We start from the raw sequence: 20,762 nt of genomic DNA, 5'->3' as shown, positions 1-20,762 counted from the left end.
GACACTACTCAGTACACGTCGCGCCGGTAGCGGCCCTCGGCACTCAGCGCCTCCAGCGCCTCCTCGCCGAGGGTTTCGCGCAGCAGATCCTGCACGTACATCCGGTTGCTGACGTCGCGCGACCGCCAGGCAGCGTTTGGAAGAAAACGGCCTTGAAAATCGGGGGAGGACGAAGCCGGCAACGCCTGTTCCGGTCGGCGGTCGCCGGGTCAAGCGCGCTCAGCCGCCGCTTGCCCAGCCTTCGATCTCGCCCTTGGCGAACGGTCCCAGCTTCTGCCGCACGATGCGGCCCTGCGCGTCCACCAGCACCGTGTAGGGCAGCAGGCCCTGCGTGTTGCCCAAGCGCACGCTGGCGTCGGCTGGGCCAGGGCTTTCCAGCACGATGGGGTAGTCCACCGGCACCCGGCGCAGGAAGTCCTGCACGCCTTCGGCGGTATCCAGCGCCAGGCCCAGCACCTGCACGCCCTGGTCGCGCTGGGCGGCGGCGAAGTGGGCCAGCTCCGGCATTTCTTCCACGCAGGGGGCGCACCAGCTGGCCCATACGTTGATCAGCAGCGGCCGGCCATGGAACCGTTGCAGGTCCACCGGCGCGCCGGAAAGATCCGGCAGCACGATGGGCGGGAGCGGATCGCCGATGCCCGCCGCGGCCGCTTTACGGGTGGGGTCAGGTTCCTTTTCCACGCCGGGAAAAGAACCTGACCCCTTCTCCGAAGACGTATCCAGCTGCTGCCCGGCCCACAGGCCCAATCCACCGGCCAGCACCGCTGTCCACAGCAGTGCCGGCCTCAGCTTCATCGCGCGGTACGCAGCAGCGCTTCTTCGGCCAGCGCCTGGGTCAGCACGCTGGGCAGCACGATCGGCGGCGCGCCGGGGCCGTACACCACGTACAGCGGCACGCCCACGGCCTTGTGTTCATCCAGGAAGGCGGTGATCTGCGGGTCCACGTTGGTGTAATCGCCGCGCATGTACACCGCGTTGGTCCGCCGCAGCAGGTCCTGGAAATCAGGCCGCGACAGCACCGCGCGTTCGTTGGCCTTGCAGGTCACGCACCAGTCGGCGGTCATGTTGACGAACACCACGCGGTTGTCCGCGCGCAGACGGTCCAGCATTTCCGGCGAATAGGCCACCACGTTCTCGCCGGCAGCCTGCGCTGCCGTTGCCGGCGGGGCCAGCCGGGCAACGCCCCACACCGGCACCAGCGCAGCCAGGATCACCACGCCGGCCAGCAGCGCACCGATCCGCTGGCTGCGCCAGCGGCTGCGCTCGAACCACCACAGCCCCAGCGCCAGCAGGACCAGCCCACCCAGCACCAGCGCCATCGCATCCACGCCGCGCTGCTTGCCCAGCACCCACAGCAGCCACAGCGCGGTGGCGTACATCGGGAACGCCAGCACATGTTTCAGCGTTTCCATCCACGCGCCAGGACGCGGCAGGCGACGCGCCAGCGTGGGCACGAAACCGACCAGCAGGAACGGCAGCGCCAGGCCCAGGCCCAGCGCCAGGAACACCAGCATCGACTGCAGCGCGGGGGCCGCGAATGCATAGGCCAACGCCGGGCCCATGAACGGCGCCACGCACGGGCTGGCCACCACGCAGGCCAATACCCCGGTGAAGAAATCACCGACCGGACCGCTGCGCGAGGCCAGTGACTGGCCGATGCCGCCCACGTTGCCGCCCAGGGTGAACACCCCGGACAGGCTCAGGCCGACGGCGAACATCAGGTACACCAGCGCGGCGATGAACCACGGATGCTGCAACTGGAAGCCCCAGCCTGCGGCCTGGCCAGCTGCGCGCAGGGCCAGCACCAGCCCGCCGATCACCGCGAACGCCACCAGCACGCCGGCGGTGTACCAGAGCGCATGCGCGCGTGCACGCTGGCGGCTCTCACCGCTCTGCGCCAGGCCCAGCACCTTCAGCGACAGGATCGGCAGCACGCACGGCATCAGGTTCAGCACCAGGCCGCCGGCCAGTGCCAGCAGCAGCACCACCAGCAGGCCCTTGGCGCTGGTCGGTTCCGGTGGGCGCGTGCGCTGTGCGTTGTCCGCGCTGGCATCCGGGCTGGGTGCCGTGGCACCCGCGGTGGCCGCATCCAGACCCGCAGCGTCAGCGGGAATGCTGTCGGGGATGATCGGCACCACGCGCCGGTTGTCGGTCTTTTCGCCGCCCGTGCCGTCGGTGCGCTGTGCCTCGCGCGGCAATGCGGCTGGCAGTTCATTGCCGGCCGCGGTGGTCGCCGCCGTCGCGTCGACCTTGCCGGCGGGAATATCCAGCCGCACCCGGCGGGTCATCGGCGGGTAGCAGATGCCATCGGTCTGGCAACCCTGGAAAGTCACCACCAGGGTGGCGTCCAGTGCCTCGGCGCGGCTGCGGTGCAGTGGCAGGGTGGCGTCGGTCTGGTCGAAGAACACCGCCACGTCGCCGAAATGTTCATCGCGATGCGACTTCGCCTGCGGCCAGCGCAGCGCCTCCACGCGGATGCCGTTGGCCCCTTCCAGCTTCAGCGAAGTGCGGTCGCGGTACAGGTAATACCCCTTGGCCGGGGTGAAGCGCAGCAGCAGGGTGTTGCCATCGTCGACGATGGCTTCGAAGCCGAAGGCCTTCTCCGAAGGCAGCGGCAGGCCCTGCACGGCCGCGGCGGTGCCGGGCAGGCGCAGGCCGCTACTGTTGCCACCCAGCGGGGTGCCCAACGGCGAAGCACCGGTTGCTGCGGCAATGCCTGTAGAAGCGATGCCGGCACCTGCACCGCCGCCGGGCAGCGCGACCTGGATCACGCGCTTCTGCGGCGGATAGCACACGCCCGCATCGGCGCAGCCCTGGAAGCGCACTTCCACGCTGACGGTGCCGGCGTCGGGCGCCGGCTGGCCGGGCAACGTCGCGGCCAGACGCTCGCGATAGGTCTCTACTTCGCCGAAGAAATCATCATGGTGGCGCTCGCCCGCCGGCATTTTCAACGCGCCGGCATTGAACGAAGGATCGGCCTTGACGCTGGTGCGATGGCGATACAGGTAGTAGCCCGGGGCGATCTTCCACTGCAGCTGGATCTGGTCGCGCTGGGTCGCCGTGGCGCTCAGCGCGAACGCTTCGTCCACCGGCAGCAGGTCCTTTTCGCTCAGTGCCCACGCGGGCAGGGCAAGCGCCAGCAACGCGCACACCGCAGCGCTACGACGCAGCGACGCCATCCAACCTGAATTCATGAAAGCTGCCTTCATCAACTGTGTTCCTCCCGGGTCTGTGCCCGGATCCAATCCAGATAGGCCGGCAAGCCGGCGCGTGCTTCGACCGCGATGCACTCGGGGAGTTCATACGGATGCAGTTCGACCAGCCGCGCCATCGCGGCATCGAGCCGGCTGGCGGTGGTCTTGACCAGCAGCTGCAGTTCGCTGTCTGTGGTCACTTCGCCCTGCCAGCGATAGGTGGAGCGCGCACCCTCCTGACGGGTGACGCAGGCCGCCAGCCGCTCGTCGACCAGCGCATGCGCGATGCGCTCGGCGCTGGCCAGGTCAGGGCAGGTGGTGAACAGCAGCAGGACGGGATCGGCGGTCGACATCGCCGCCGAGTATAGGGCCCCGGTCCGGGCAGAAGGCCGGACCGGGGCATGAGGCAAATCGGAAAATGATCAGTTGGCCAGCTGGCAGCTGCTGGGCTTGGCCGAGGTGAACAGGGCCGGGGTGGCCCATTCGGGGTGGTCGATGAACGGATTGCGGTTGCCCTGGAAGCTGTAGATCACCTCGTTGCGGGCCCGCTCCGCGTCGGTCGGCGGGTCGGCGAGGTGCCAGTCCATCAAGGTGGACAGCAGGCCCATGTAGGCCGGCGAACTGCTGGTCTTGATGATCCTGCTGCGGTCATCGGTCAGCTCCAGATCCGGTTCGGACTGGCCGGTTGCGGCATCCTTGCCGCCTTCATACCGGATGGCCATGTACATCACCGCGCGCGCCATGTCGCCCTTGCGCTTGCCCCACACTTCGAACGTGCCCTGGTTGCCATCGGGGGTGCGCACCCAGTTGGAGTTGCCCGGATAGGCACCGCTGCCGCCGCCCTGGCCATTGTTGGACTCGGTGGCGCGCTCGCCGCAGTTGCTGTCGCACTTGGCGAAGGGCTTGTTGCCCCGGTCGGCATTCCACTGCGCATCGGTCAGGTACAGCATGTGGGTGTCGGTGTAGGGCGCATACGGCAGGCCCTTGTCGCCGGTGGTGCTGGCAAAGCCCAGCGAATTGGGCCAGGTGTGCTCGCGGTTGTAGGTCAACCCGCTGCCGGTGCCTGCGCGGCCGCTGCCCTTGACGTAGCTGCGGTTGCGGTAGGCATCGAGCACGTTGCCGGCGTTGTTGGGATCTTCGTCGGCGATCTCCAGGATGGTCCAGGTGCTGGTGCCCGAGCCGCTGTACGGATACGCGGTGTGGCCCTTGATGGTTTCATGCAGCGAACAGCGCAACTGGCTCGGACTGGAGGTATTCACCCGCGAGTAGTACGCGCCGGGATTGCCCGGGTTGCCCGGGTCCGGGTTGCCGGTGCTGCTGGCCACGGTGAAGCCGATGCGCGAATCAGCGGCGGGCCGGGCGCCCTGGCTGTCGCTGATGCGGCTGGCCCGGATGTCGAAGCGGCAGGCCTCGCCGGCCACCAGCGCGGTGTTGGTGGAAATCTTCAGCGTGCGGCCACTGGAGGGGTGGCTCAGCGGCACGCTGCCGGACTGGCCGCAGCTCAGCGCGAAGGCGCCGCTGGCCAGCGTGACATTCTCGCTGAACACCACTTCCAGATCACCGGCGGCGGGGAAGCTGCTGCTGCCCTGGGCCGGCGTGGTGGTGGACACCGACGGCGGCGTATTCGGGCCCGGGGTGCCGGGGCTGCCGCTGAAGGTCTGGCCGGCATTGCAGGCGCCGAAGGTCTGGGCGGCGGACTCGGCCCAGGTGAAATGGGTGTACTGGCTGCCGCTGCCGGTGAGCTGCAGGGAGGTGCCGGCTGCGGTGCTGTTGCTTTCGGCGACCGGGATGTTCTGGCTGGTCAGGCCGGCGGCCGGCCCGCTGGCGGCGGTGATGGTGCCCTCGTAGCTGAGGAACTGGACCACCGCACCGCTGGCATCGACCAGCGCGATGCCATCGTTGGACCCGTTCTGCAGGCCATTGGTCGGGTAGCTGACTACCGCGATACGGGCGCTGCCACAGGCGGCTGTGGTGCCGGCCGGGACCGGGTTGTTGGCATACACGCTGGCTGCCGACGGGGTGCTGCCGTTGTACAGGTACAGGCGGTAACCGGACAGGTCCTCGCCGGCCGTGGCGACCACTTCAATCGCCTCGCCGACGTCCCCGGCCGGGGTGCTGTCGTCGTAGTGCAGTTCGTTGATGAAGACATCGGCCCGGGCGGGCGAGATCGCCAGCGCCAGCAGGCAGCCAGCGGCAAGTGGTGACAGCATTCGCATCGACTACTCCTTGTGAGCGGATCCCCTGAAGGGGGAATCTAAGCCGATTGCGTGACACTTCTGTCGTATTCGGCATGGTTGAGCCCAATGCCGTGACGGTGGTCACCAAAAAAATTCTTTCCGAGGCCCTTGAAAGGGCAGGTCCGGGCTCCATCTCTGCTGTGTCCCGGTCTGCCGGGCTTTTTTCTCGCGCGGTTCTGGCAGTCACCTGGGGTGAGTGCTAAAGTCGCCGGAATACTTCCGTACAATCAACAACTTGAGAGGTCTCACATGAGCAACTTGAAGCCGCTTCACGACCGCGTCGTAGTCAAGCCGATCGAAGCCGACGAAATCTCCGCCGGCGGCATCCTGATCCCGGACTCGGCCAAGGAAAAGTCGACCAAGGGTGAAGTGGTTGCCGTGGGTCCGGGCAAGGCGCTGGACAATGGCAGCGTGCGCGCCCCGTCCCTGAAGGTCGGCGACAAGGTCATCTACGGCCAGTACGCCGGCAGCAGCTACAAGGAAGCTGGCGTGGAATACAAGGTCCTGCGCGAAGACGACGTGCTCGCCATCATCGGCTGAGCTGCTGTCGCGCGATCCGTTACCCCGTAGACCCCTTTCATATCAATGTTGCCGGGCTTGTCCCGGCGCTACATAACAGGTGAATTCAATGGCTGCCAAAGATATTCGTTTCGGTGAAGACGCCCGCGCCCGCATGGTGCGTGGTGTCAACGTGCTCGCCAATGCCGTGAAGGCAACCCTGGGCCCGAAGGGCCGCAACGTCGTGCTCGAAAAGAGCTTCGGCGCCCCGACCATCACCAAGGACGGCGTGTCCGTTGCCAAGGAAATCGAACTGGCTGACAAGTTCGAGAACATGGGCGCGCAGATGGTGAAGGAAGTTGCTTCGCGCACCAATGACGACGCAGGCGACGGCACCACCACCGCCACCGTGCTGGCCCAGGCCCTGATCCGCGAAGGCGCCAAGGCCGTTGCTGCCGGCATGAACCCGATGGACCTCAAGCGCGGTATCGACAAGGCCGTGATCGCCGCCGTCGCCGAGCTGAAGAAGATCTCCCAGCCGACCGCTGACGACAAGGCGATTGCCCAGGTCGGCACGATCTCGGCCAACTCGGACGAGTCGATCGGCAACATCATCGCCGAAGCGATGAAGAAGGTTGGCAAGGAAGGCGTGATCACCGTTGAAGAAGGCTCGGGCCTGGACAACGAGCTGGACGTCGTCGAAGGCATGCAGTTCGACCGCGGCTACCTGTCCCCGTACTTCGTCAACAACCAGCAGGGCCAGACCGCTGACCTGGATGACCCGTTCATCCTGCTGCACGACAAAAAGATCTCCAACGTGCGCGACCTGCTGCCGGTGCTGGAAGGCGTCGCCAAGTCGGGCAAGCCGCTGCTGATCGTGGCTGAAGAAGTCGAAGGCGAAGCGCTGGCGACCCTGGTCGTCAACACCATCCGCGGCATCGTCAAGGTCGTGGCCGTGAAGGCTCCGGGCTTCGGCGACCGTCGCAAGGCGATGCTGGAAGACATGGCCGTGCTGACCGGCGGCACCGTGATTTCCGAGGAAGTGGGCCTGTCGCTGGAGAAGGCTACCATCACCGACCTGGGCCGCGCCAAGAAGGTGCAGGTTTCCAAGGAAAACACCATCATCATCGACGGTGCCGGCGACGCTGCAGGCATCCAGGCGCGCGTCACCCAGATCAAGACCCAGATCGAAGACACCTCGTCCGATTACGACCGTGAGAAGCTGCAGGAACGCGTTGCCAAGCTGGCCGGCGGCGTTGCAGTGATCAAGGTCGGCGCATCGACCGAAATCGAAATGAAGGAAAAGAAGGCCCGCGTTGAAGACGCCCTGCACGCAACCCGCGCAGCCGTCGAAGAAGGCGTGGTCCCGGGCGGCGGCGTGGCCCTGGTGCGTGCGCTGGTCGCCGTCGGCGATCTGAAGGGTGCCAACGAAGACCAGACCCACGGCATCCAGATCGCCCTGCGCGCCATGGAAGCCCCGCTGCGCGAGATCGTGGCCAACGCCGGTGAAGAGCCGTCGGTCATCCTGAACAAGGTGAAGGAAGGTACCGGCAACTACGGCTACAACGCCGGCAACGGCGAGTTCGGCGACATGGTCGAGTTCGGCATCCTGGATCCGACCAAGGTGACCCGTTCGGCCCTGCAGAACGCCGCTTCCATCGCTGGCCTGATGATCACCACCGAAGCCATGGTGGCCGAAGCCCCGCGCAAGGAAGAAGCTGCCGGCGGCGCCGGTGGTGGCATGGGCGGCATGGGTGGCATGGGCGGCATGGACTTCTAAGTCCAACGCTTCCCGTAGCACCTGCATCATCAAGAACCCCGCCGGAAACGGCGGGGTTTTTTGTGGGCACGCTGCGGTGGGTGATGACCGTTGGTCGTGGGGGGTGACGACCGCTGCTCGTGGTGGGTGACGACCGTTGGTCGTCACGCTGTTGACTCTCCGTTCCGGCATCGCGATGCCGGAAACCCGCCGCGCTTCGCGCTCGCCGAGCATGGCTCGGCGCTACCAACGGCGGCGCCACGTGATCCGGTAGCGCCGAGCCATGCTCGGCGGCTCTCCGTTCAGGCATTGCGATGCTGCCTTTCGCCCCTCACTCGCCTGCGTTCCGCAGAAGGTCATGCACTCGCGCCAGCGCTTCGCGGCTTGCAAGGCGGCTGCCGCGAGACACCCAGGAAAATCCATCGCCCTGGAACCGGGGAAACAGATGCAGGTGGAAGTGGCCCAATTCATTGAACCGGCCGTTGTTCTGCAGCAGTGACACGCCATCGCACTTCAGGCAACCCTGCAGCTTGTTTGCCAGTGCTTTGGCCGCAAGCATGAGTTCGGCTAGAAGTCCGTCGGGCAGGTCGGTCAGATCAGCATGATGCTCACGCGGACAAAGGAGGACGTGGCCCTCGTTGATCGGCATGTGATCCAGGAAACAAACGATGTGCTGATTCTCGAAAACGACATGTGCCTCCAGCTGGCCGGAGGCGATGGCGCAGACAACGCAATGTGGCATCGATACAGTCCATGAAGAGGCGGCGTGAGAGCCCCTGCGCGCCGTAGGAGACTTTGCGAGCATGTGGCCGTCGTTCGGGTTGCTGCCGACCACGCCGAGGAGCCACCTGTGCCGGAGCAAGGTGGCAGACGGTGCGGGTTGGCATACCGGCTGAGCACCCCCCAGATTGACCGGCGGATCAATGATCCCCGCGCACCGTCCACCATGAACCGGGTAGCAGTACGGTGCATTCTCTGTCCTTACGCCAAGCATGGGCAGAGTGCGGGGGGGTTACTCAAATCGGGATGCCAATCCCGGCGGGCCTTGTCGTCCGCAGGGACAGGATGCGTATTTCCCATGAGCGGGGCCATCAGGAAAGCTGCAAAGCCATCGACGCCTCCGGTGCGGCGCCATGTCGTGGTGAAATAGGTTGCTGAACCTTTTCCGCAGTTGCCGATGTAACAGTTGGCAGCCCTGAGACCCTGTGTTATCAATACTCCCCAATGAACGCACGTCACGCCAACTCGTACTTTTGGTATTACTTTCCGAAGCCACCGGCGGAGGAAGGACTGCGTTCACCCTGAAGAAGCCCTTCAGCCGCATTCCCGAAAGCCGCCAGCGACCCTGGCGGCTTTTTTGTTGCCGCCACGCTGGGGACCCCCACACGTTCGAGAGACCCCCGCCATGCCCCCCCATACCGACGACCTCCGCATCCGCAAGATCGAACCCCTGACCCCGCCGGCGCAGCTGCTGGCGATGCTGCCCTGCGACGATGAAGCATCCGATACGGTCAGTGCCTCGCGCGCGGCGCTGCACGCCATCCTGCACGGAACCGATGACCGCCTGGCGGTGGTGGTCGGGCCGTGTTCGATCCACGACCCGGCCGCGGCCATCGAGTACGCCCAGAAGCTCAAGCCCCTGCGCGATGCGCTGGCCGGCGAACTGGAAATCGTCATGCGCGTGTACTTTGAAAAGCCGCGCACCACGGTGGGCTGGAAGGGCCTGATCAACGATCCGGACCTGGATGGCAGCTTCAACATCAACAAGGGCCTGCGCATCGCGCGTGGCCTGCTGCGCGACATCAACAAGCTCGGCCTGCCGGCCGGCGTTGAGTTCCTGGACGTGATCTCGCCGCAGTACATCGCCGACCTGGTGGCCTGGGGCGCGATTGGTGCACGTACCACCGAAAGCCAGGTGCATCGCGAACTGGCCTCGGGCCTGTCGTGCCCGGTGGGCTTCAAGAACGGCACCGACGGCAATATCAAGATCGCCGCCGACGCGGTGGGCGCGGCGACCAATCCGCATCATTTCCTGTCGGTGACCAAGCAGGGCGATACCGCCATCGTGGCCACCGCCGGCAACCCGGACTGCCATGTGATCCTGCGCGGCGGCAAGCAGCCGAACTACGATGCGGCCAGCATCGCCGATGCCTGCCAGGTACTGGCCAAGGCCAAGCTGCCGACGCGCCTGATGGTCGATGCCAGCCATGCCAACAGCCTGAAGAACCCGGACAACCAGCCGAAGGTGATCGAGGACATCGCCGTGCAGATGGCCGGCGGCGAACAGCGCATCGTCGGAGTGATGATCGAAAGCAACCTGGTCGGCGGACGCCAGGAACTGGTGGAAGGCCAGCCGCTGGTGCATGGCCAGAGCATCACCGATGGCTGCATCGACTGGGCGACCACTGAGGTGGTGCTGGAACGACTGGCCGCTGCCGTGCGCGCACGCCGTGAAGCAATCGCGGCGCTCGCCGAGGAAGTGGAAACCGAAGCCGCCTGAGCGGGGGGCGGATTTCTTCCTGGGATTCAACGGTTGTCAGCAGGTGACGCCGAGCATGGCGCGGCGCTGCCGAGGCAAGTGCGCTGCACACCAACACGCGTATCCTGCAGGGCATGCAATCCCATGACATCGCCAGTCCATTACGCACCCTGCATGCGCACGAACGCCTGTTGATCGAGGCCGTCGCCGCTGTGTTGCCCGCCGACCCGGCAGCGCAGCTGCGCGCGGATGCGGGCGTTGCGATGGCGGTGGATGAAAGCACGTTGCTGGTGGGCTTCGTGCTGGCCGGCCACGCGCGTCCAACGCCGCCCGGCGATCATCCCTATCCGGTGGACATCGAGGTGCCCGACGCCGATGGCGAGGCGCTGAGCATCATCCTGTTCGCCGATGAAGACGGCCGGTTGCTGCAGCTGGAGATCATCCGCTGGGACGACGAGGCGGTGCGGGCGCCCAAGTGGGATGAGGCGACGTACGCGGTGTAGGTCGTTCGGGCCAGGCTGGCCGGCGTGGTGTACAGGGTCAACAGCTGGCTCACCATCAGCCCGCCGTCACTACCCGTTCTCAATGCACTTCGTCGTGATACACGAACTTCGGCATTTCCCAGCGGTAATGGATCGCCAGCAGACGCAGTGCGAAGCCGCCAGCCAGGCAGCACAGGATGGCGGTGGTGTCGGCCACGTTCCAGTGCAGCAGCAGCAGGTAGGCCGCGCCGGTCAGCAGCGAAATGATCGCGTACAGCTCCTTCTGGAAAATCAGTGGTACTTCGTTGCACAGGATGTCGCGCAGCACGCCACCGAAGGCGCCGGTCAGCATGCCGGCGATCAGCACGATCGGCGTGGCATGGCCGCCATCGCGGGCGATCGCGCAGCCGATCAGGGTGAAGGCGATCAGGCCCAGCCCGTCCAGCACCAGGAAGGTGCGGCGGAAATGATGCATCCAGCGCGCCACCCAGGTGGCGATCAGCGCGGCACACACGGTGAAGCCGAGGTACTCGGGATGCTTCACCCAGGCCAGCGGATAGTGGCCGAGGATGATGTCGCGCAGCGATCCGCCGCCAAGGGCGGTGACGCAGGCGATCATCACCACGCCGAACAGGTCCATGCGGCGGCGGCCGGCAGACAGCGCGCCGGTCATGGCTTCGGCGGAAATGGCGATCAGGTAGATGATGGACAACAACATGGGCAGGCTCCGGATGCGGTGGGGCCGGCCACGCAGCACGCAGCGCCGATGCAGGTGCATCGCCGTACGAAGGTGACCGGTGCCGCTCCCGCTGTCCTTTTGCCTGAGAGTTCAGCGGGCGTGCCCGCGTGCCCCTTCGGCGGATCCCTGCGGATCTCTCTCCAGCTCGGCGATTCGGATACATGGTTGGTGGAATGCCATTCCACCGGCCTGAGCGATCATGGGAGCCTGCGCCTTCGGCGGGTGCCAGCGTGGCACCACTCTCCTGCATCCGGCACGTAGTGTAGCCGCTGGCGGCGGTTGGGCGATAATCAGGGCATGGCCCGCCCCGACACGCCCTGGTTCCTGTACCTGCTCGAATGCCGGGACGGCAGCTATTACGCAGGCATCAGCACCGATGTGCAGGCGCGCTTTGCCGCCCACCAGGCCGGCAAGGGCGCGCGCTATACCCGTGCCCGCCCACCGCTGCAGATCCTTGCGGTGCGCCAGTACCCGGACCGCGCCGAAGCCTCGCGCGCGGAGTGGCAGCTTAAAAAGCAGCCACGTGCGCGCAAGCTGGCGTGGTTGAGCGAAGCGCTGTAACGCCGCCTCGGCGAGCGCAGCGGGTGTGTGCGGTCACCCGCGCGTTGGGTCCTTCGGCGGTTTCACGTCGCCGAAGATGATCCGCGCGCTGCGCTGGTAGCTCCAGTACGCCACCGCCCAGTTCAGCAGCACGACCATCCGGTTGCGGAAGCCGATCAGGAAGAACACGTGGGCGGCCAGCCAGAACCACCAGGCGAGCACGCCGGACAGCTGCAGTTTGCCCAGGTGCACGATCGCGGCCATGCGCCCGATGGTGGCCAGGTTGCCGTAGTCGGCGTACTTGAACGGACCCGGCACCGGCTTGCCGTGCAGGCGCGCACGGAGGGTGTCTGCCACGTGCTTGCCCATCTGCTTGGCGGCCGGTGCCACGCCGGGCACCGGCCGACCATCGGCCTGGGTCAGGGCGGCAAGATCGCCGGCCACGAACAGCTCCGGGTGGCCGGGCAGGGTCAGGTCGGGCTGTACCAGCACGCGTCCGGCGCGGTCGAGCGCGACATCCAGCGTGGCGCCGAGCGGCGATGCGGCCACGCCCGCGGCCCAGACCACGGTGCGCGCGGGGACGAACTGTTCGCCCAGCTGGAAGCCCAGGCTGTCGATGGAGGTCACCGGCGTGCCGGTCAGTACTTCCACGCCCAGCTTTTCCAGCTGCCGGCGCGCCTTCAGCGAAAGCACGTCGGGGAAGGTGGACAGCACCCGCGGCCCGGCTTCCACCAGCCGCACCCTGGCCGACGCCGGGTCGATGTGGCGGAACTCGTTGCGCAGCGTATGCCGGGCGATCTCGGCCAGGGTTCCGGCCAGTTCCACGCCGGTGGGACCCCCGCCGACCACCGCGAAACTCAGCCACGCGGCTTTCTTTTCCGGGTCCGGCTCGGCCTCGGCGCGCTCGAACGCCAGCAGCAGCTTGCGGCGCAAGGCAATGGCGTCATCCAGCGTTTTCAGGCCGGGCGCATCCTTGGCCCATTCGTCGTGGCCGAAATAGGCATGGGTGGCGCCGCTGGCCAGCAGCAGGGTGTCGTACTCCAGTGATGTGCCATCGACCAATTGCACGCTGCGCGCCTGCTTGTCGATGCGGGTGACTTCGCCCAGCCGTACTTCCACGTTGCGCTGGTGGCCGAGGATATGCCGCAGCGGGGCGGCGATGTCCGGGGCGGACAGGCCCGCAGTGGCGACCTGGTACAGCAGCGGCTGGAACAGATGATGGTTGCGGCGATCGACCAGGGTGATACGGATGCGCTCGCTGGCCAGGGCGCGGGTCGCCCAGAGGCCGGCGAAACCACCGCCGACGATGACCAGGTGGGGGGTGCGCTCGCGCGTCATTCGCGTGGCTCCAGTAGGGGGGCGTTGGGATGATCGCATGTCACACGGGCTGCTGCCGGTGTGGAACATACTGTCCGCACACCATCGTCAGCCTGGAGCAGGTATGTCCGAGCCGGAAAAGCGCATTGCCCTGTTGATCGACGCCGACAACGCGCCCGCGTCGAAGATCGAAGAGGTGCTGGCCGAAGTGGCCCGGCACGGCGTGGCCAACGTCCGTCGCGCCTACGGCAACTGGAAAAGTCCCAGCCTGAAGGGCTGGGAAGCGGTGCTGCACGAGTATGCGATCCGTCCGATCCAGCAGTTCGCCTACAGCCGCGGCAAGAATGCATCGGACATGGCGATGGTGATCGATGCGATGGACCTGCTGTACGCGCGCAACCTGGATGGGTTCGCCATCGTGTCCAGCGATGCCGACTTCACTCCGCTGGTGATGCGCCTGCTCACCGACGGGGTCAAGGTGTATGGCTTCGGCGAGAAGAAGACACCGGATCCGTTCGTCAACGCGTGCTCGAAATTCACCTACCTGGAAGCATTGGGGCAGGCCCACGCCAGTGCGCCGGATGCCCATCCCGAAGGCGCGAGCACGGGTGAGACCGGCGAGGCGGGCAGCGAAGCACGGCCGCGCAAGACCGGTGCGGAAATGCGCAGCGATACCAAGCTGGTCAACCTGCTGCGTCGTGCGGTGGCCTCGGCCGAAGGCGAGGACGGCTGGTCGCACCTGGGGCCGGTGGGCAGCCAGATCGGCAACCAGGCCTCGTTCGATCCGCGCAACTATGGCTACGGCAAGCTCAGCGACCTGCTGGCGGCCATCGGCCTGTTCGAGATGAAAAAGGACGGCAAATCGTCGTACGTGCGGGCGCTGGCGAAGAAGCCGGTGGCCAAGCAGGCAACCAAAAGGGCCGCCAAGACCGGCAACACCACGGTAGGCTGACCGGCGTATCGTAGCGGTCCCGCGCCACGCCGGCGCACGTTTGCCTGCAAGGAAAACCACATGCTGAAGATCTGGGGCCGCCGCAATTCCAGCAACGTGCGCAAGGTGCTTTGGTGTGCTGAAGAAATCGGACTGGCGTATGAGTCGATCGAAGTCGGCGGCAGCTTCGGCGGCACCCAGGCCGCCGACTACCAGGCGATGAATCCCAACGGGCTGGTACCGGCGATCGAAGACAACGGCCTGCCGCTGTGGGAATCCAATGCGATCGTGCGCTATCTGTCCGCGCGTTATGCGCTGGGCACGCTGTACCCGGAAGATGCGGCCGAGCGCGCGCGCGGTGAAAAGTGGATGGACTGGACCACCTCGCGGATGGCGCCGCTGTACAGCGAGCTGATCTGGGGCGTGATGCGTACCGCACCGGCGGATCGCGATGAGGTCCGCATCAATGCCGCGTTGGTCAAGGCCGGCGATCTGCTGGCGATGGCCGATACCGAGCTGTCGAAACAGCCGTGGTTGTCCGGCGACCGCTTCGCGATGGGGGATATTCCGTTGGGTGCGCTGGTGTATGCCTGGTTCGAGATGCCGATCCAGCGCCCGGACCTCCCCTACCTGGCGGACTGGTATGCGCGCCTGCGCGAACGCCCGGCATACCAGCGCGGCGTGATGACCGGGATGAGCTGAGGTTCGCAGGCGGGATCGACGGCCAGCGGCCGTCGCTCCCAAAGGAGGACCGTCATCAACGATGGCGGGGTAGCGCCGAGCCATGCTCGGCGAGCGCAGCGGCGTGGGGATTGACGGCCAGCGGCCGTCACTACCGGTGCCCGGTCAGTACAGATCCACCGGATCCACATCCAGCGACCAGCGCACCCTGCGGGCCTCCGGCAAGCCCTGCAGCAAGGGCGCCACATGATCCAGCACGGCATGCAGCGCGGGGCGCTGCGCGCTGGACAGCAGCAGCTGGGTACGCTGGTAGCCCGCCCGCCGTGGCATCGGCGCGGGCATCGGCCCGAACGCTTCCAGGTGCGGCTGTTCGCCCACCAGCGCACGCACGGCGAGCAGGAACGCATTGGCATGTTCGACCTGCTGCGCTTCGGCGCGCAGCAGCGCCAGATGCGCGAACGGCGGGAAGCCGGCGGCCTGGCGCTGGTTGAGTTCGGCCGCGGCGAACGGGTGGTAACCGCCGTTGACCAGGGTTTCCAGCAGCGGGTGGCCAGGATGGTGGGTCTGCAGCCAGACCTCGCCGGGATCGCGCGCGCGCCCGGCGCGGCCGGCCACCTGGATCAACTGCTGGGCCAGTTTCTCGGTCGCGCGGAAATCCGAAGAGAACAATCCTTCGTCGATGCCCACCACCACCACCAGGGTCAGCTTGGGCAGGTCGTGGCCCTTGGCCAGGATCTGCGTGCCGACCAGGATGCCGGGCTGGTCGCCGAGCCGGGCCAGCTGTTGTTCCAGCGCATCGCGGCGCGAAGTGGTGCTGCGGTCGATGCGCAGCACCGGCACGTCCGGGAACGCCTGTACCAAGTGTTCCTCCAGCCGCTCCGTGCCGATCCCCTGCGGCTGCAGCGCCAGGCTGGCGCAGGCCGGGCAGGCCAGCGGGGCGGCCTGCCGCGCGCCGCAGTGGTGGCACTGCAGGCGGCGGCCCGCGCCATGCACGGTCATCGGCGCATCGCAGCGCTGGCAAGGCGCAGTCCAACCGCAGTCGTGGCACAGCAGTACCGGTGCATAGCCACGGCGGTTCTTGAAGACCAGCACCTGCTGTCCGTTGCGCAGGTGCTCGGCGATGCCTTCCAGTACCTGCGGCGACAGGCCGTCACGAAGCGGTCGCTTGCGTACATCCAGGATGCGCACGCGCGGTGGCATCGCATCACCGGCACGTACCTTCAGGCGCAGGTGGGCGAAGCGGCCGGCATGCGCATTGTGCAGGGTCTCCATGGCCGGAGTGGCGCTGCCCAGCACCACCGGAATGCCCAGCGCCTTGGCCCGCACCAGGGCGAAATCGCGCGCGTGGTAGCGGATGCCGTCCTGCTGCTTGTAGCTGTTGTCGTGTTCCTCATCGACGATCAGCAGGCCGGCTTCCGGCAGCGGCATGAAGATCGCCGAGCGGGTGCCGACGACCACCCGCGCTTCGCCGCGCGATGCCGCCGCCCAGACCCGCGCGCGTTCGTTGTCGTTGAGGCCGGAGTGGAAGGCGTGCACGGCAATCCCCAAGCGGCCGCGGAAGCGCGCCAGGGTCTGCGGGGTGAGGCCGATTTCCGGCACCAGCACCAGGGCCTGCCGCCCCTGGGCCAGGCACTGGATGATGGCCTGCAGATAGACCTCGGTCTTGCCACTGCCGGTTACCCCGTCCAGCAGGAGCGGGGCGAAACCCTGCGCGGCGGTGATCGCCTGCACTGCGGTGGCCTGCTCCGGGTTCAGGGTGGGGCCGCCCAGTGGACTGGCCTGCAGCGGTGCCACTGCCAGCGCCACGCGCTCGGCCAGGCCCCGCTTGGCTAGGCTGCGCGCGGGCGCGCGCCAGTCGTCCATCCGCGCGGCGATCACGTCTTCGTCGACCACCGCTTCGGCCAGCAGTTCGGCCAGCTGCCGTGGTCGGCTGCCGGCGCGCAGGCTGCCCCGCTGTTCGTGCCCTGCGGCGGTGAGCTGCCAGCCCCAGTGGTGGGTTTCCGGAAGCGGCTCACCGTGCCGCAGCGGCCCGGGCAGGGCGGTGGACAGCACTTCGCCCAGTGGCGCGTGGGTGTAGCGTGCCAGCCATTGCAGGCTCTGCCACAGTTCGCCCTGCAGCAGTGGTGCGCAATCCAGCCAGGCAAGCGCTTGGCGCAGGCTGGACGCCGGATCCGCGCTGCCCTGTTCCACCACCAGCCCGACCAGCTCGCGCGGGCCGAACGGCACCCGGACCCGGCAGCCAACGACCGCTTCCGGTGCAGCACCGTCTGGCGGCAGATAGTCGAACAACTGCGGCAACGGGACCGGCAGGGCGATGCGCAGGGTGGGCAGGGGAGCTTCCATGGTGCGCAGTGTACCGATCCGTCCGGGACCACCGCAGCGCGCATTCAGGGGCGTCGATCCTCAGTGAAGACAGTCTAAACAAGAGGTAAATATCGGACTGCATTGGAGATTCAGGGTTATCCACATCTTTTGTGGATAAGTCTGTGTGTTAGCGAGGGTGGAACACGGCAAGTGCCGATGCCGACAGCCTTGATGTTCTCGTGGTCAAAAAATAGCCACATAATATTTATATTTAAAATCAATTGCTTAGGTGTGAAATACCGCTGAAACATGAAGGGGGAGGGGTTTGGGCATGAGTGCGGCCAGGTTTTCTTGACGCTGTGCACAACGTGCAGCACGAACGCTTGTCGGTAGCAAGCCCTCGGCGTCTCTGGTTGGTAGCGGCTATCATTCCGCGTGAATTCCTGGAGTCCCCGATGACGGCAGCGTCCGCCTCTTTATCCCCCACTGCGGCCGGTGCGTTGTCGGCATTTCTACGTGGCGTCGAGCGCCGTGCCCTGGTGGTCGCCGAGCTGCAGACCGGTGACGGAGCGCGGGCAGAACAGGCGTTGGTTGCGGTCATGCGCGCGTTCGCCGCAGTGGCCAGTGATCTGCCGATGGCCCAGTGGCCACCCCGCTTCTGGGCGCTGCTGGCGGCCCGGCAGGCACTGCGCGACACCCCCACCGGCCGCTGGGAGGGGCCGTTGGCCCATCTGGGCAACCTGGAGCCGCTGATCCGCCTGGCGCTGCTGCTGCGGATCGGTGCCGGGCTGGATGAAGACACCGCCGCGCGCCTGCTGGATACCGATGTAGACGGTTACCAGGAGGCACTGGCCGCTGCCTGCCCACGCGACCGGCAAGGCAATCCCGACGCCCAGGCCTGGCGGGGGCTGGCCGAGCAGGTCCAGCAGCAGATACGGGAACTGCCCGCGCAGCGACTGAAGGAACTGCAGCAACCGGTGGCGGCGGGCAGGAAGGACGATGCGCCCAAGACCTGGCGCGCCCCCGCAGCCGAACAGCACACGCCCTCGGCACCGCCACGCCGTCGGTCCTCGCAGCAACGTCGTTGGCGTGGGCCGGCGATCCTGCTCGGCACCGTGCTGGTACTGCTGCTGGCCGGGCTCGGATGGCGCGCCTGGCAGGGGCGGGTACCCGATGCACCTGCCGTCGTCCCGGAAGGCGCGGTGGGCGAGGCCGGTCCGGTCACCGTGGAAGCCTTGGAAGGCGATGCGCCGAAGGTCGCCGCCGCCGCCGCCGATCCGATGGCGACAGAAGATGCGGCCATGCTGGCAGACCGGGATTTCCCGCTGCTCGCCGACGCAGACCTGCATGCCTGGTCGGCCGCGGGTGGTCCGCTGCCCGTCGATGAGTCCCAGGCCAGACCGACCCGACCGGAGCCGGTGGCGGCCGCGCTGGAAACGGCGGCGGCTGATGAATAAGCGTCTATGCGCGCTGGTGTTGCTGGGCGCCGCCGGGCTGGCACACGGCGCCCCTGACCGCACCGCGCTGCCGCTCTCCGGGCCCGCAAGCCCGGGCGCCATCGGCAGTCCCGCCGCCCCGGTGGCCATGCCGTGGCAGCAGCTCAGCGCGGAACAGAAGCGCGAGCGCCGCAGCCAGTACGCGGCGTGGCGGGCCATGAGCGAGTCCGAGCGGGCGCGCGTGCGCGAGGCCGCGGGGCGTTTCGCGGCCCTGCCGCCCGCCAGGCAGCAGGAGCTGCGTGACCAGTTCACTGCGCAGGACCAGGCATTCCGGGATGGCTGGCGCCTGGGGCCGCTGCTGGGCGAGCATTTCAGCCGGCTGCAGGGGATGTTCGGTTATGTGCCGGAAAACCAACGCGACGCCACCCTGGCGACGCTGCGGCAGCTGACTCCGGCGCAGGTGTCGCAACTGACGCTGGTCGCGCAGCGCACGCCGCCGCAGGAGCGCGATGCGGTGCGGACCGAATTCCTGTCCGTGGCGCCGGCCCAGCGGGATGCCTGGCTGGCCCGGCAGGTCGGGCGCTAGCGTCAGGCTGCCCGGGTCCGGCGGGAGAAGCGTGACGACCAACGGTCGTCACCCACCAGGGCAGCGGTCGTCGCCCCCCCGGGCCGGCCACGATGTCCCCGGAACGGGTAAGATGGCGCCCCGCAACCCGGTGTCTGTGCCCTTCGCGCGCAGCCGTAGTCGCCGACCCTCTGCAGCACCATGTCCATCGCATCCCCTGCCCCGCGCTTCAGCCGAGAAGTGCGCGCCACCGGCATCCTTGCCCTGCCGCTCGTCCTGGGCCATGTCTCCACCGGCCTGATCTCCTTCGTCGACAACGTGATTGCCGGCCACCACGGCACCCACACGCTTGCGGCGGTGACCATCGGCACCGCGCTGCTGTGGCTGCCGATGCTGATCCCGATCGGGACGCTTATCTCGCTCACCGCGTCGGTATCGCAGCTGCACGGCGCCGGCCGCGAGCGCGAAATCGGGCCGTTGTTCCGCCAGGCCCTGTGGCTGGCGCTGGGCCTGGGCCTGATCATGTTCACCTTCCTCAGCGTGGTGCCGCCGCTGTTGCCTGCCTTCGGCATCGCGCCGGATATCGTGCCGGGCGCCACCGCGTTCCTGCATGCGGTGCGCTGGGGCGGCCCGGCGCTGACCCTGTACTTCTGCATGCGTTATCTCAGCGAGGGCATGCACTGGACCCTGCCGACCATGCTGATCGGCTTCGGTGGGCTGCTGGTGCTGGCGCCGATGGGCTACGTACTGGCCAATGGCAGACTGGGTTTCCCGGAGCTGGGCGCCGAAGGCCTGGGCATCGCCTCGGCGGTCATGATGTGGCTGCAGGCGCTGTGCTTCGGCGCTTATCTGTGGAAGACACGGCGCTTTGAACACCTGCAGTTGTTCAGCCATTTCGAAGGCCCGCGCTGGCGTGCCATCTGGGACCTGCTGCGCACCGGCCTGCCGATCGGCATCACCGTGCTGATGGAAGGGGGATTGTTCATCGTCACCGCGTTGCTGATCGGGCGGCTGGGTGCCAACGAGGCCGCCGCGCACCAGATCGCGATCAACGTGGCCCAGCTGTGCTTCATGATCCCGATGGGCGTGGCCGAGGCCACCACCGTGCGCGTGGGCCATTCGGTCGGGCGCGGCGATGGCCATGGCGTGCGCCGCGCGGCGTGGGCCGGCTACGCGATCATCATGGGCACGCAGACAGTGTCGGCGCTGGCGCTGTTGTTGGGCCACGACGCCATCGTCGGGGTGTACACCAACGACCTGGCGGTTGCCGGGCTGGCCTCCACGCTGCTGTTGTACGCGGCTGCCTTCCAGTTCCCCGACGGCATCCAGGTGCTGTCGGCCGGCGCGCTGCGCGGGCTGAAAGACACCCGCGTGCCGATGTTCATCGCCATGTTCGCGTACTGGGGGCTGGGCATGCCGCTCGGTGCCGGACTTGGCCTGGGGCTGGGCATGGGGCCGCAGGGCATGTGGATCGGCCTGATCGTCGGGCTGACCGCCGCCGCCATCCTGATGGGCTGGCGCCTGCATCGCAGTGGCGCGCGCGTGGGCCAGTCAGCGCTGTCCTGAATGACAGCAGCGTCGGCCGCGCTTCACGGCGGCA

At 67.3% G+C, this 20,762-nt stretch carries 19 protein-coding genes and 2 riboswitches; of the genes, 10 read left to right on the top strand and 9 right to left on the bottom strand.

Annotation, left to right across the window (positions count from 1 at the left end; translation table 11 throughout):
• Positions 1–8: 8 nt before the first annotated feature.
• From H9654_RS05210 to H9654_RS05190, 5 genes are all read right to left on the bottom strand, one after another.
• On the bottom strand, positions 9–182 hold the full coding sequence (locus H9654_RS05210; RefSeq protein WP_191769546.1) for a hypothetical protein: 174 nt from the start codon (positions 180–182) through the stop codon (positions 9–11).
• Positions 183–219: 37 nt separating this feature from the next.
• Complete coding sequence (locus tag H9654_RS05205; RefSeq protein WP_191769544.1) at positions 220–795, bottom strand: TlpA family protein disulfide reductase; 576 nt, start codon at positions 793–795, stop codon at positions 220–222.
• Complete coding sequence (locus H9654_RS05200; protein WP_191769643.1) at positions 792–3,179, bottom strand: protein-disulfide reductase DsbD family protein; 2,388 nt, start codon at positions 3,177–3,179, stop codon at positions 792–794. The genes H9654_RS05205 and H9654_RS05200 overlap by 4 nt, the downstream gene beginning before the upstream one ends.
• A 29-nt stretch (positions 3,180–3,208) precedes the next feature.
• Positions 3,209–3,547 (bottom strand): divalent-cation tolerance protein CutA, encoded by a 339-nt coding sequence (gene cutA, locus H9654_RS05195; protein WP_191769542.1) that lies wholly within the window; start codon positions 3,545–3,547, stop codon positions 3,209–3,211.
• 69 nt (positions 3,548–3,616) lie between these two features.
• Positions 3,617–5,410 carry an endonuclease gene (locus tag H9654_RS05190; protein WP_191769540.1) on the bottom strand — a complete coding sequence of 598 codons (1,794 nt, stop codon included), beginning with the start codon at positions 5,408–5,410 and terminating at the stop codon, positions 3,617–3,619.
• Between the two features lie 270 nt (positions 5,411–5,680).
• Between H9654_RS05190 and H9654_RS05185 the strand changes: the two genes are divergently transcribed.
• Complete coding sequence (locus H9654_RS05185; protein ID WP_042614504.1) at positions 5,681–5,971, top strand: co-chaperone GroES; 291 nt, start codon at positions 5,681–5,683, stop codon at positions 5,969–5,971.
• Between the two features lie 88 nt (positions 5,972–6,059).
• Positions 6,060–7,709, top strand: coding sequence for a chaperonin GroEL (gene groL, locus H9654_RS05180; RefSeq protein ID WP_042614503.1), 1,650 nt, complete (start codon positions 6,060–6,062; stop codon positions 7,707–7,709).
• Positions 7,710–8,019: 310 nt separating this feature from the next.
• Here groL and H9654_RS05175 read toward each other — a convergent pair whose 3' ends face one another.
• Positions 8,020–8,430 carry an HIT family protein gene (locus H9654_RS05175; protein ID WP_191769538.1) on the bottom strand — a complete coding sequence of 137 codons (411 nt, stop codon included), beginning with the start codon at positions 8,428–8,430 and terminating at the stop codon, positions 8,020–8,022.
• 663 nt (positions 8,431–9,093) lie between these two features.
• On the opposite strand from H9654_RS05175, the gene H9654_RS05170 reads away from it, so the two are divergent.
• Both H9654_RS05170 and H9654_RS05165 read left to right on the top strand, forming a co-directional pair.
• Positions 9,094–10,188, top strand: a complete 1,095-nt coding sequence (locus H9654_RS05170) for a 3-deoxy-7-phosphoheptulonate synthase (protein ID WP_191769536.1) — start codon at positions 9,094–9,096, stop codon at positions 10,186–10,188.
• Positions 10,189–10,301: 113 nt separating this feature from the next.
• Positions 10,302–10,670: a DUF6984 family protein gene (locus H9654_RS05165; protein WP_191769534.1), complete on the top strand. Its 369-nt coding sequence runs from the start codon at positions 10,302–10,304 to the stop codon at positions 10,668–10,670.
• Positions 10,671–10,749: 79 nt separating this feature from the next.
• Here H9654_RS05165 and H9654_RS05160 read toward each other — a convergent pair whose 3' ends face one another.
• Complete coding sequence (locus H9654_RS05160; RefSeq protein ID WP_101101491.1) at positions 10,750–11,367, bottom strand: trimeric intracellular cation channel family protein; 618 nt, start codon at positions 11,365–11,367, stop codon at positions 10,750–10,752.
• Positions 11,368–11,448: 81 nt separating this feature from the next.
• A riboswitch (glycine riboswitch) is annotated at positions 11,449–11,542 on the bottom strand.
• 12 nt (positions 11,543–11,554) lie between these two features.
• Positions 11,555–11,645, bottom strand: a riboswitch (glycine riboswitch).
• 40 nt (positions 11,646–11,685) lie between these two features.
• Here H9654_RS05160 and H9654_RS05155 point away from each other — a divergent pair.
• The gene (locus H9654_RS05155) at positions 11,686–11,949 is read left to right on the top strand and encodes a GIY-YIG nuclease family protein (protein WP_101101371.1); all 264 of its coding nucleotides are present in this window, start codon (positions 11,686–11,688) and stop codon (positions 11,947–11,949) included.
• Positions 11,950–11,982: 33 nt separating this feature from the next.
• On the opposite strand, the gene H9654_RS05150 is transcribed toward H9654_RS05155, so the two are convergent.
• The gene (locus H9654_RS05150) at positions 11,983–13,266 is read right to left on the bottom strand and encodes an NAD(P)/FAD-dependent oxidoreductase (protein ID WP_191769533.1); all 1,284 of its coding nucleotides are present in this window, start codon (positions 13,264–13,266) and stop codon (positions 11,983–11,985) included.
• A gap of 103 nt (positions 13,267–13,369) precedes the next feature.
• Here H9654_RS05150 and H9654_RS05145 point away from each other — a divergent pair, with 103 nt between their 5' ends.
• Both H9654_RS05145 and H9654_RS05140 read left to right on the top strand, forming a co-directional pair.
• Positions 13,370–14,197 (top strand): NYN domain-containing protein, encoded by an 828-nt coding sequence (locus tag H9654_RS05145; RefSeq protein ID WP_191769531.1) that lies wholly within the window; start codon positions 13,370–13,372, stop codon positions 14,195–14,197.
• 60 nt (positions 14,198–14,257) lie between these two features.
• A complete protein-coding gene (locus H9654_RS05140) occupies positions 14,258–14,878 on the top strand; it encodes a glutathione S-transferase family protein (RefSeq protein ID WP_191769529.1) in 621 nt (206 codons plus the stop codon).
• Positions 14,879–15,022: 144 nt separating this feature from the next.
• On the opposite strand, the gene H9654_RS05135 is transcribed toward H9654_RS05140, so the two are convergent.
• Complete coding sequence (locus tag H9654_RS05135) at positions 15,023–17,200, bottom strand: primosomal protein N' (RefSeq protein ID WP_191769527.1); 2,178 nt, start codon at positions 17,198–17,200, stop codon at positions 15,023–15,025.
• Positions 17,201–17,616: 416 nt separating this feature from the next.
• On the opposite strand from H9654_RS05135, the gene H9654_RS05130 reads away from it, so the two are divergent.
• The 3 genes from H9654_RS05130 (at position 17,617) to H9654_RS05120 (ending at position 20,728) form a co-directional block, all read left to right on the top strand.
• On the top strand, positions 17,617–18,618 hold the full coding sequence (locus H9654_RS05130; protein ID WP_191769525.1) for a hypothetical protein: 1,002 nt from the start codon (positions 17,617–17,619) through the stop codon (positions 18,616–18,618).
• Positions 18,611–19,183 carry a DUF3106 domain-containing protein gene (locus H9654_RS05125; protein ID WP_191769523.1) on the top strand — a complete coding sequence of 191 codons (573 nt, stop codon included), beginning with the start codon at positions 18,611–18,613 and terminating at the stop codon, positions 19,181–19,183. The genes H9654_RS05130 and H9654_RS05125 overlap by 8 nt, the downstream gene beginning before the upstream one ends.
• A 180-nt stretch (positions 19,184–19,363) precedes the next feature.
• On the top strand, positions 19,364–20,728 hold the full coding sequence (locus H9654_RS05120) for an MATE family efflux transporter (RefSeq protein WP_191769521.1): 1,365 nt from the start codon (positions 19,364–19,366) through the stop codon (positions 20,726–20,728).
• Positions 20,729–20,762 lie beyond the last annotated feature (34 nt).

Origin of the sequence: Stenotrophomonas lacuserhaii, from assembly GCF_014836545.1 — a bacterium.
GTDB lineage: Bacteria > Pseudomonadota > Gammaproteobacteria > Xanthomonadales > Xanthomonadaceae > Stenotrophomonas > Stenotrophomonas lacuserhaii.
The sequence above is the reverse complement of the archived record's forward strand: the minus strand, read 5'-3'. Positions and strand labels throughout refer to the sequence as shown.

Bases quoted from the DNA above. Each gene is read 5' to 3' on its own strand.
- H9654_RS05130 (WP_191769525.1), top strand. From the start codon at position 17,617: ATGACGGCAGCGTCCGCCTCTTTATCCCCCACTGCGGCCGGTGCGTTG.
- H9654_RS05190 (WP_191769540.1), bottom strand. From the start codon at position 5,410: ATGCGAATGCTGTCACCACTTGCCGCTGGCTGCCTGCTGGCGCTGGCG.
- H9654_RS05125 (WP_191769523.1), top strand. From the start codon at position 18,611: ATGAATAAGCGTCTATGCGCGCTGGTGTTGCTGGGCGCCGCCGGGCTG.
- H9654_RS05145 (WP_191769531.1), top strand. From the start codon at position 13,370: ATGTCCGAGCCGGAAAAGCGCATTGCCCTGTTGATCGACGCCGACAAC.
- H9654_RS05165 (WP_191769534.1), top strand. From the start codon at position 10,302: ATGCAATCCCATGACATCGCCAGTCCATTACGCACCCTGCATGCGCAC.
- H9654_RS05150 (WP_191769533.1), bottom strand. From the start codon at position 13,266: ATGACGCGCGAGCGCACCCCCCACCTGGTCATCGTCGGCGGTGGTTTC.
- H9654_RS05160 (WP_101101491.1), bottom strand. From the start codon at position 11,367: ATGTTGTTGTCCATCATCTACCTGATCGCCATTTCCGCCGAAGCCATG.
- H9654_RS05155 (WP_101101371.1), top strand. From the start codon at position 11,686: ATGGCCCGCCCCGACACGCCCTGGTTCCTGTACCTGCTCGAATGCCGG.
- H9654_RS05120 (WP_191769521.1), top strand. From the start codon at position 19,364: ATGTCCATCGCATCCCCTGCCCCGCGCTTCAGCCGAGAAGTGCGCGCC.
- H9654_RS05135 (WP_191769527.1), bottom strand. From the start codon at position 17,200: ATGGAAGCTCCCCTGCCCACCCTGCGCATCGCCCTGCCGGTCCCGTTG.
- H9654_RS05205 (WP_191769544.1), bottom strand. From the start codon at position 795: ATGAAGCTGAGGCCGGCACTGCTGTGGACAGCGGTGCTGGCCGGTGGA.
- H9654_RS05170 (WP_191769536.1), top strand. From the start codon at position 9,094: ATGCCCCCCCATACCGACGACCTCCGCATCCGCAAGATCGAACCCCTG.
- H9654_RS05185 (WP_042614504.1), top strand. From the start codon at position 5,681: ATGAGCAACTTGAAGCCGCTTCACGACCGCGTCGTAGTCAAGCCGATC.
- groL (WP_042614503.1), top strand. From the start codon at position 6,060: ATGGCTGCCAAAGATATTCGTTTCGGTGAAGACGCCCGCGCCCGCATG.
- cutA (WP_191769542.1), bottom strand. From the start codon at position 3,547: ATGTCGACCGCCGATCCCGTCCTGCTGCTGTTCACCACCTGCCCTGAC.
- H9654_RS05175 (WP_191769538.1), bottom strand. From the start codon at position 8,430: ATGCCACATTGCGTTGTCTGCGCCATCGCCTCCGGCCAGCTGGAGGCA.
- H9654_RS05200 (WP_191769643.1), bottom strand. From the start codon at position 3,179: ATGGCGTCGCTGCGTCGTAGCGCTGCGGTGTGCGCGTTGCTGGCGCTT.
- H9654_RS05140 (WP_191769529.1), top strand. From the start codon at position 14,258: ATGCTGAAGATCTGGGGCCGCCGCAATTCCAGCAACGTGCGCAAGGTG.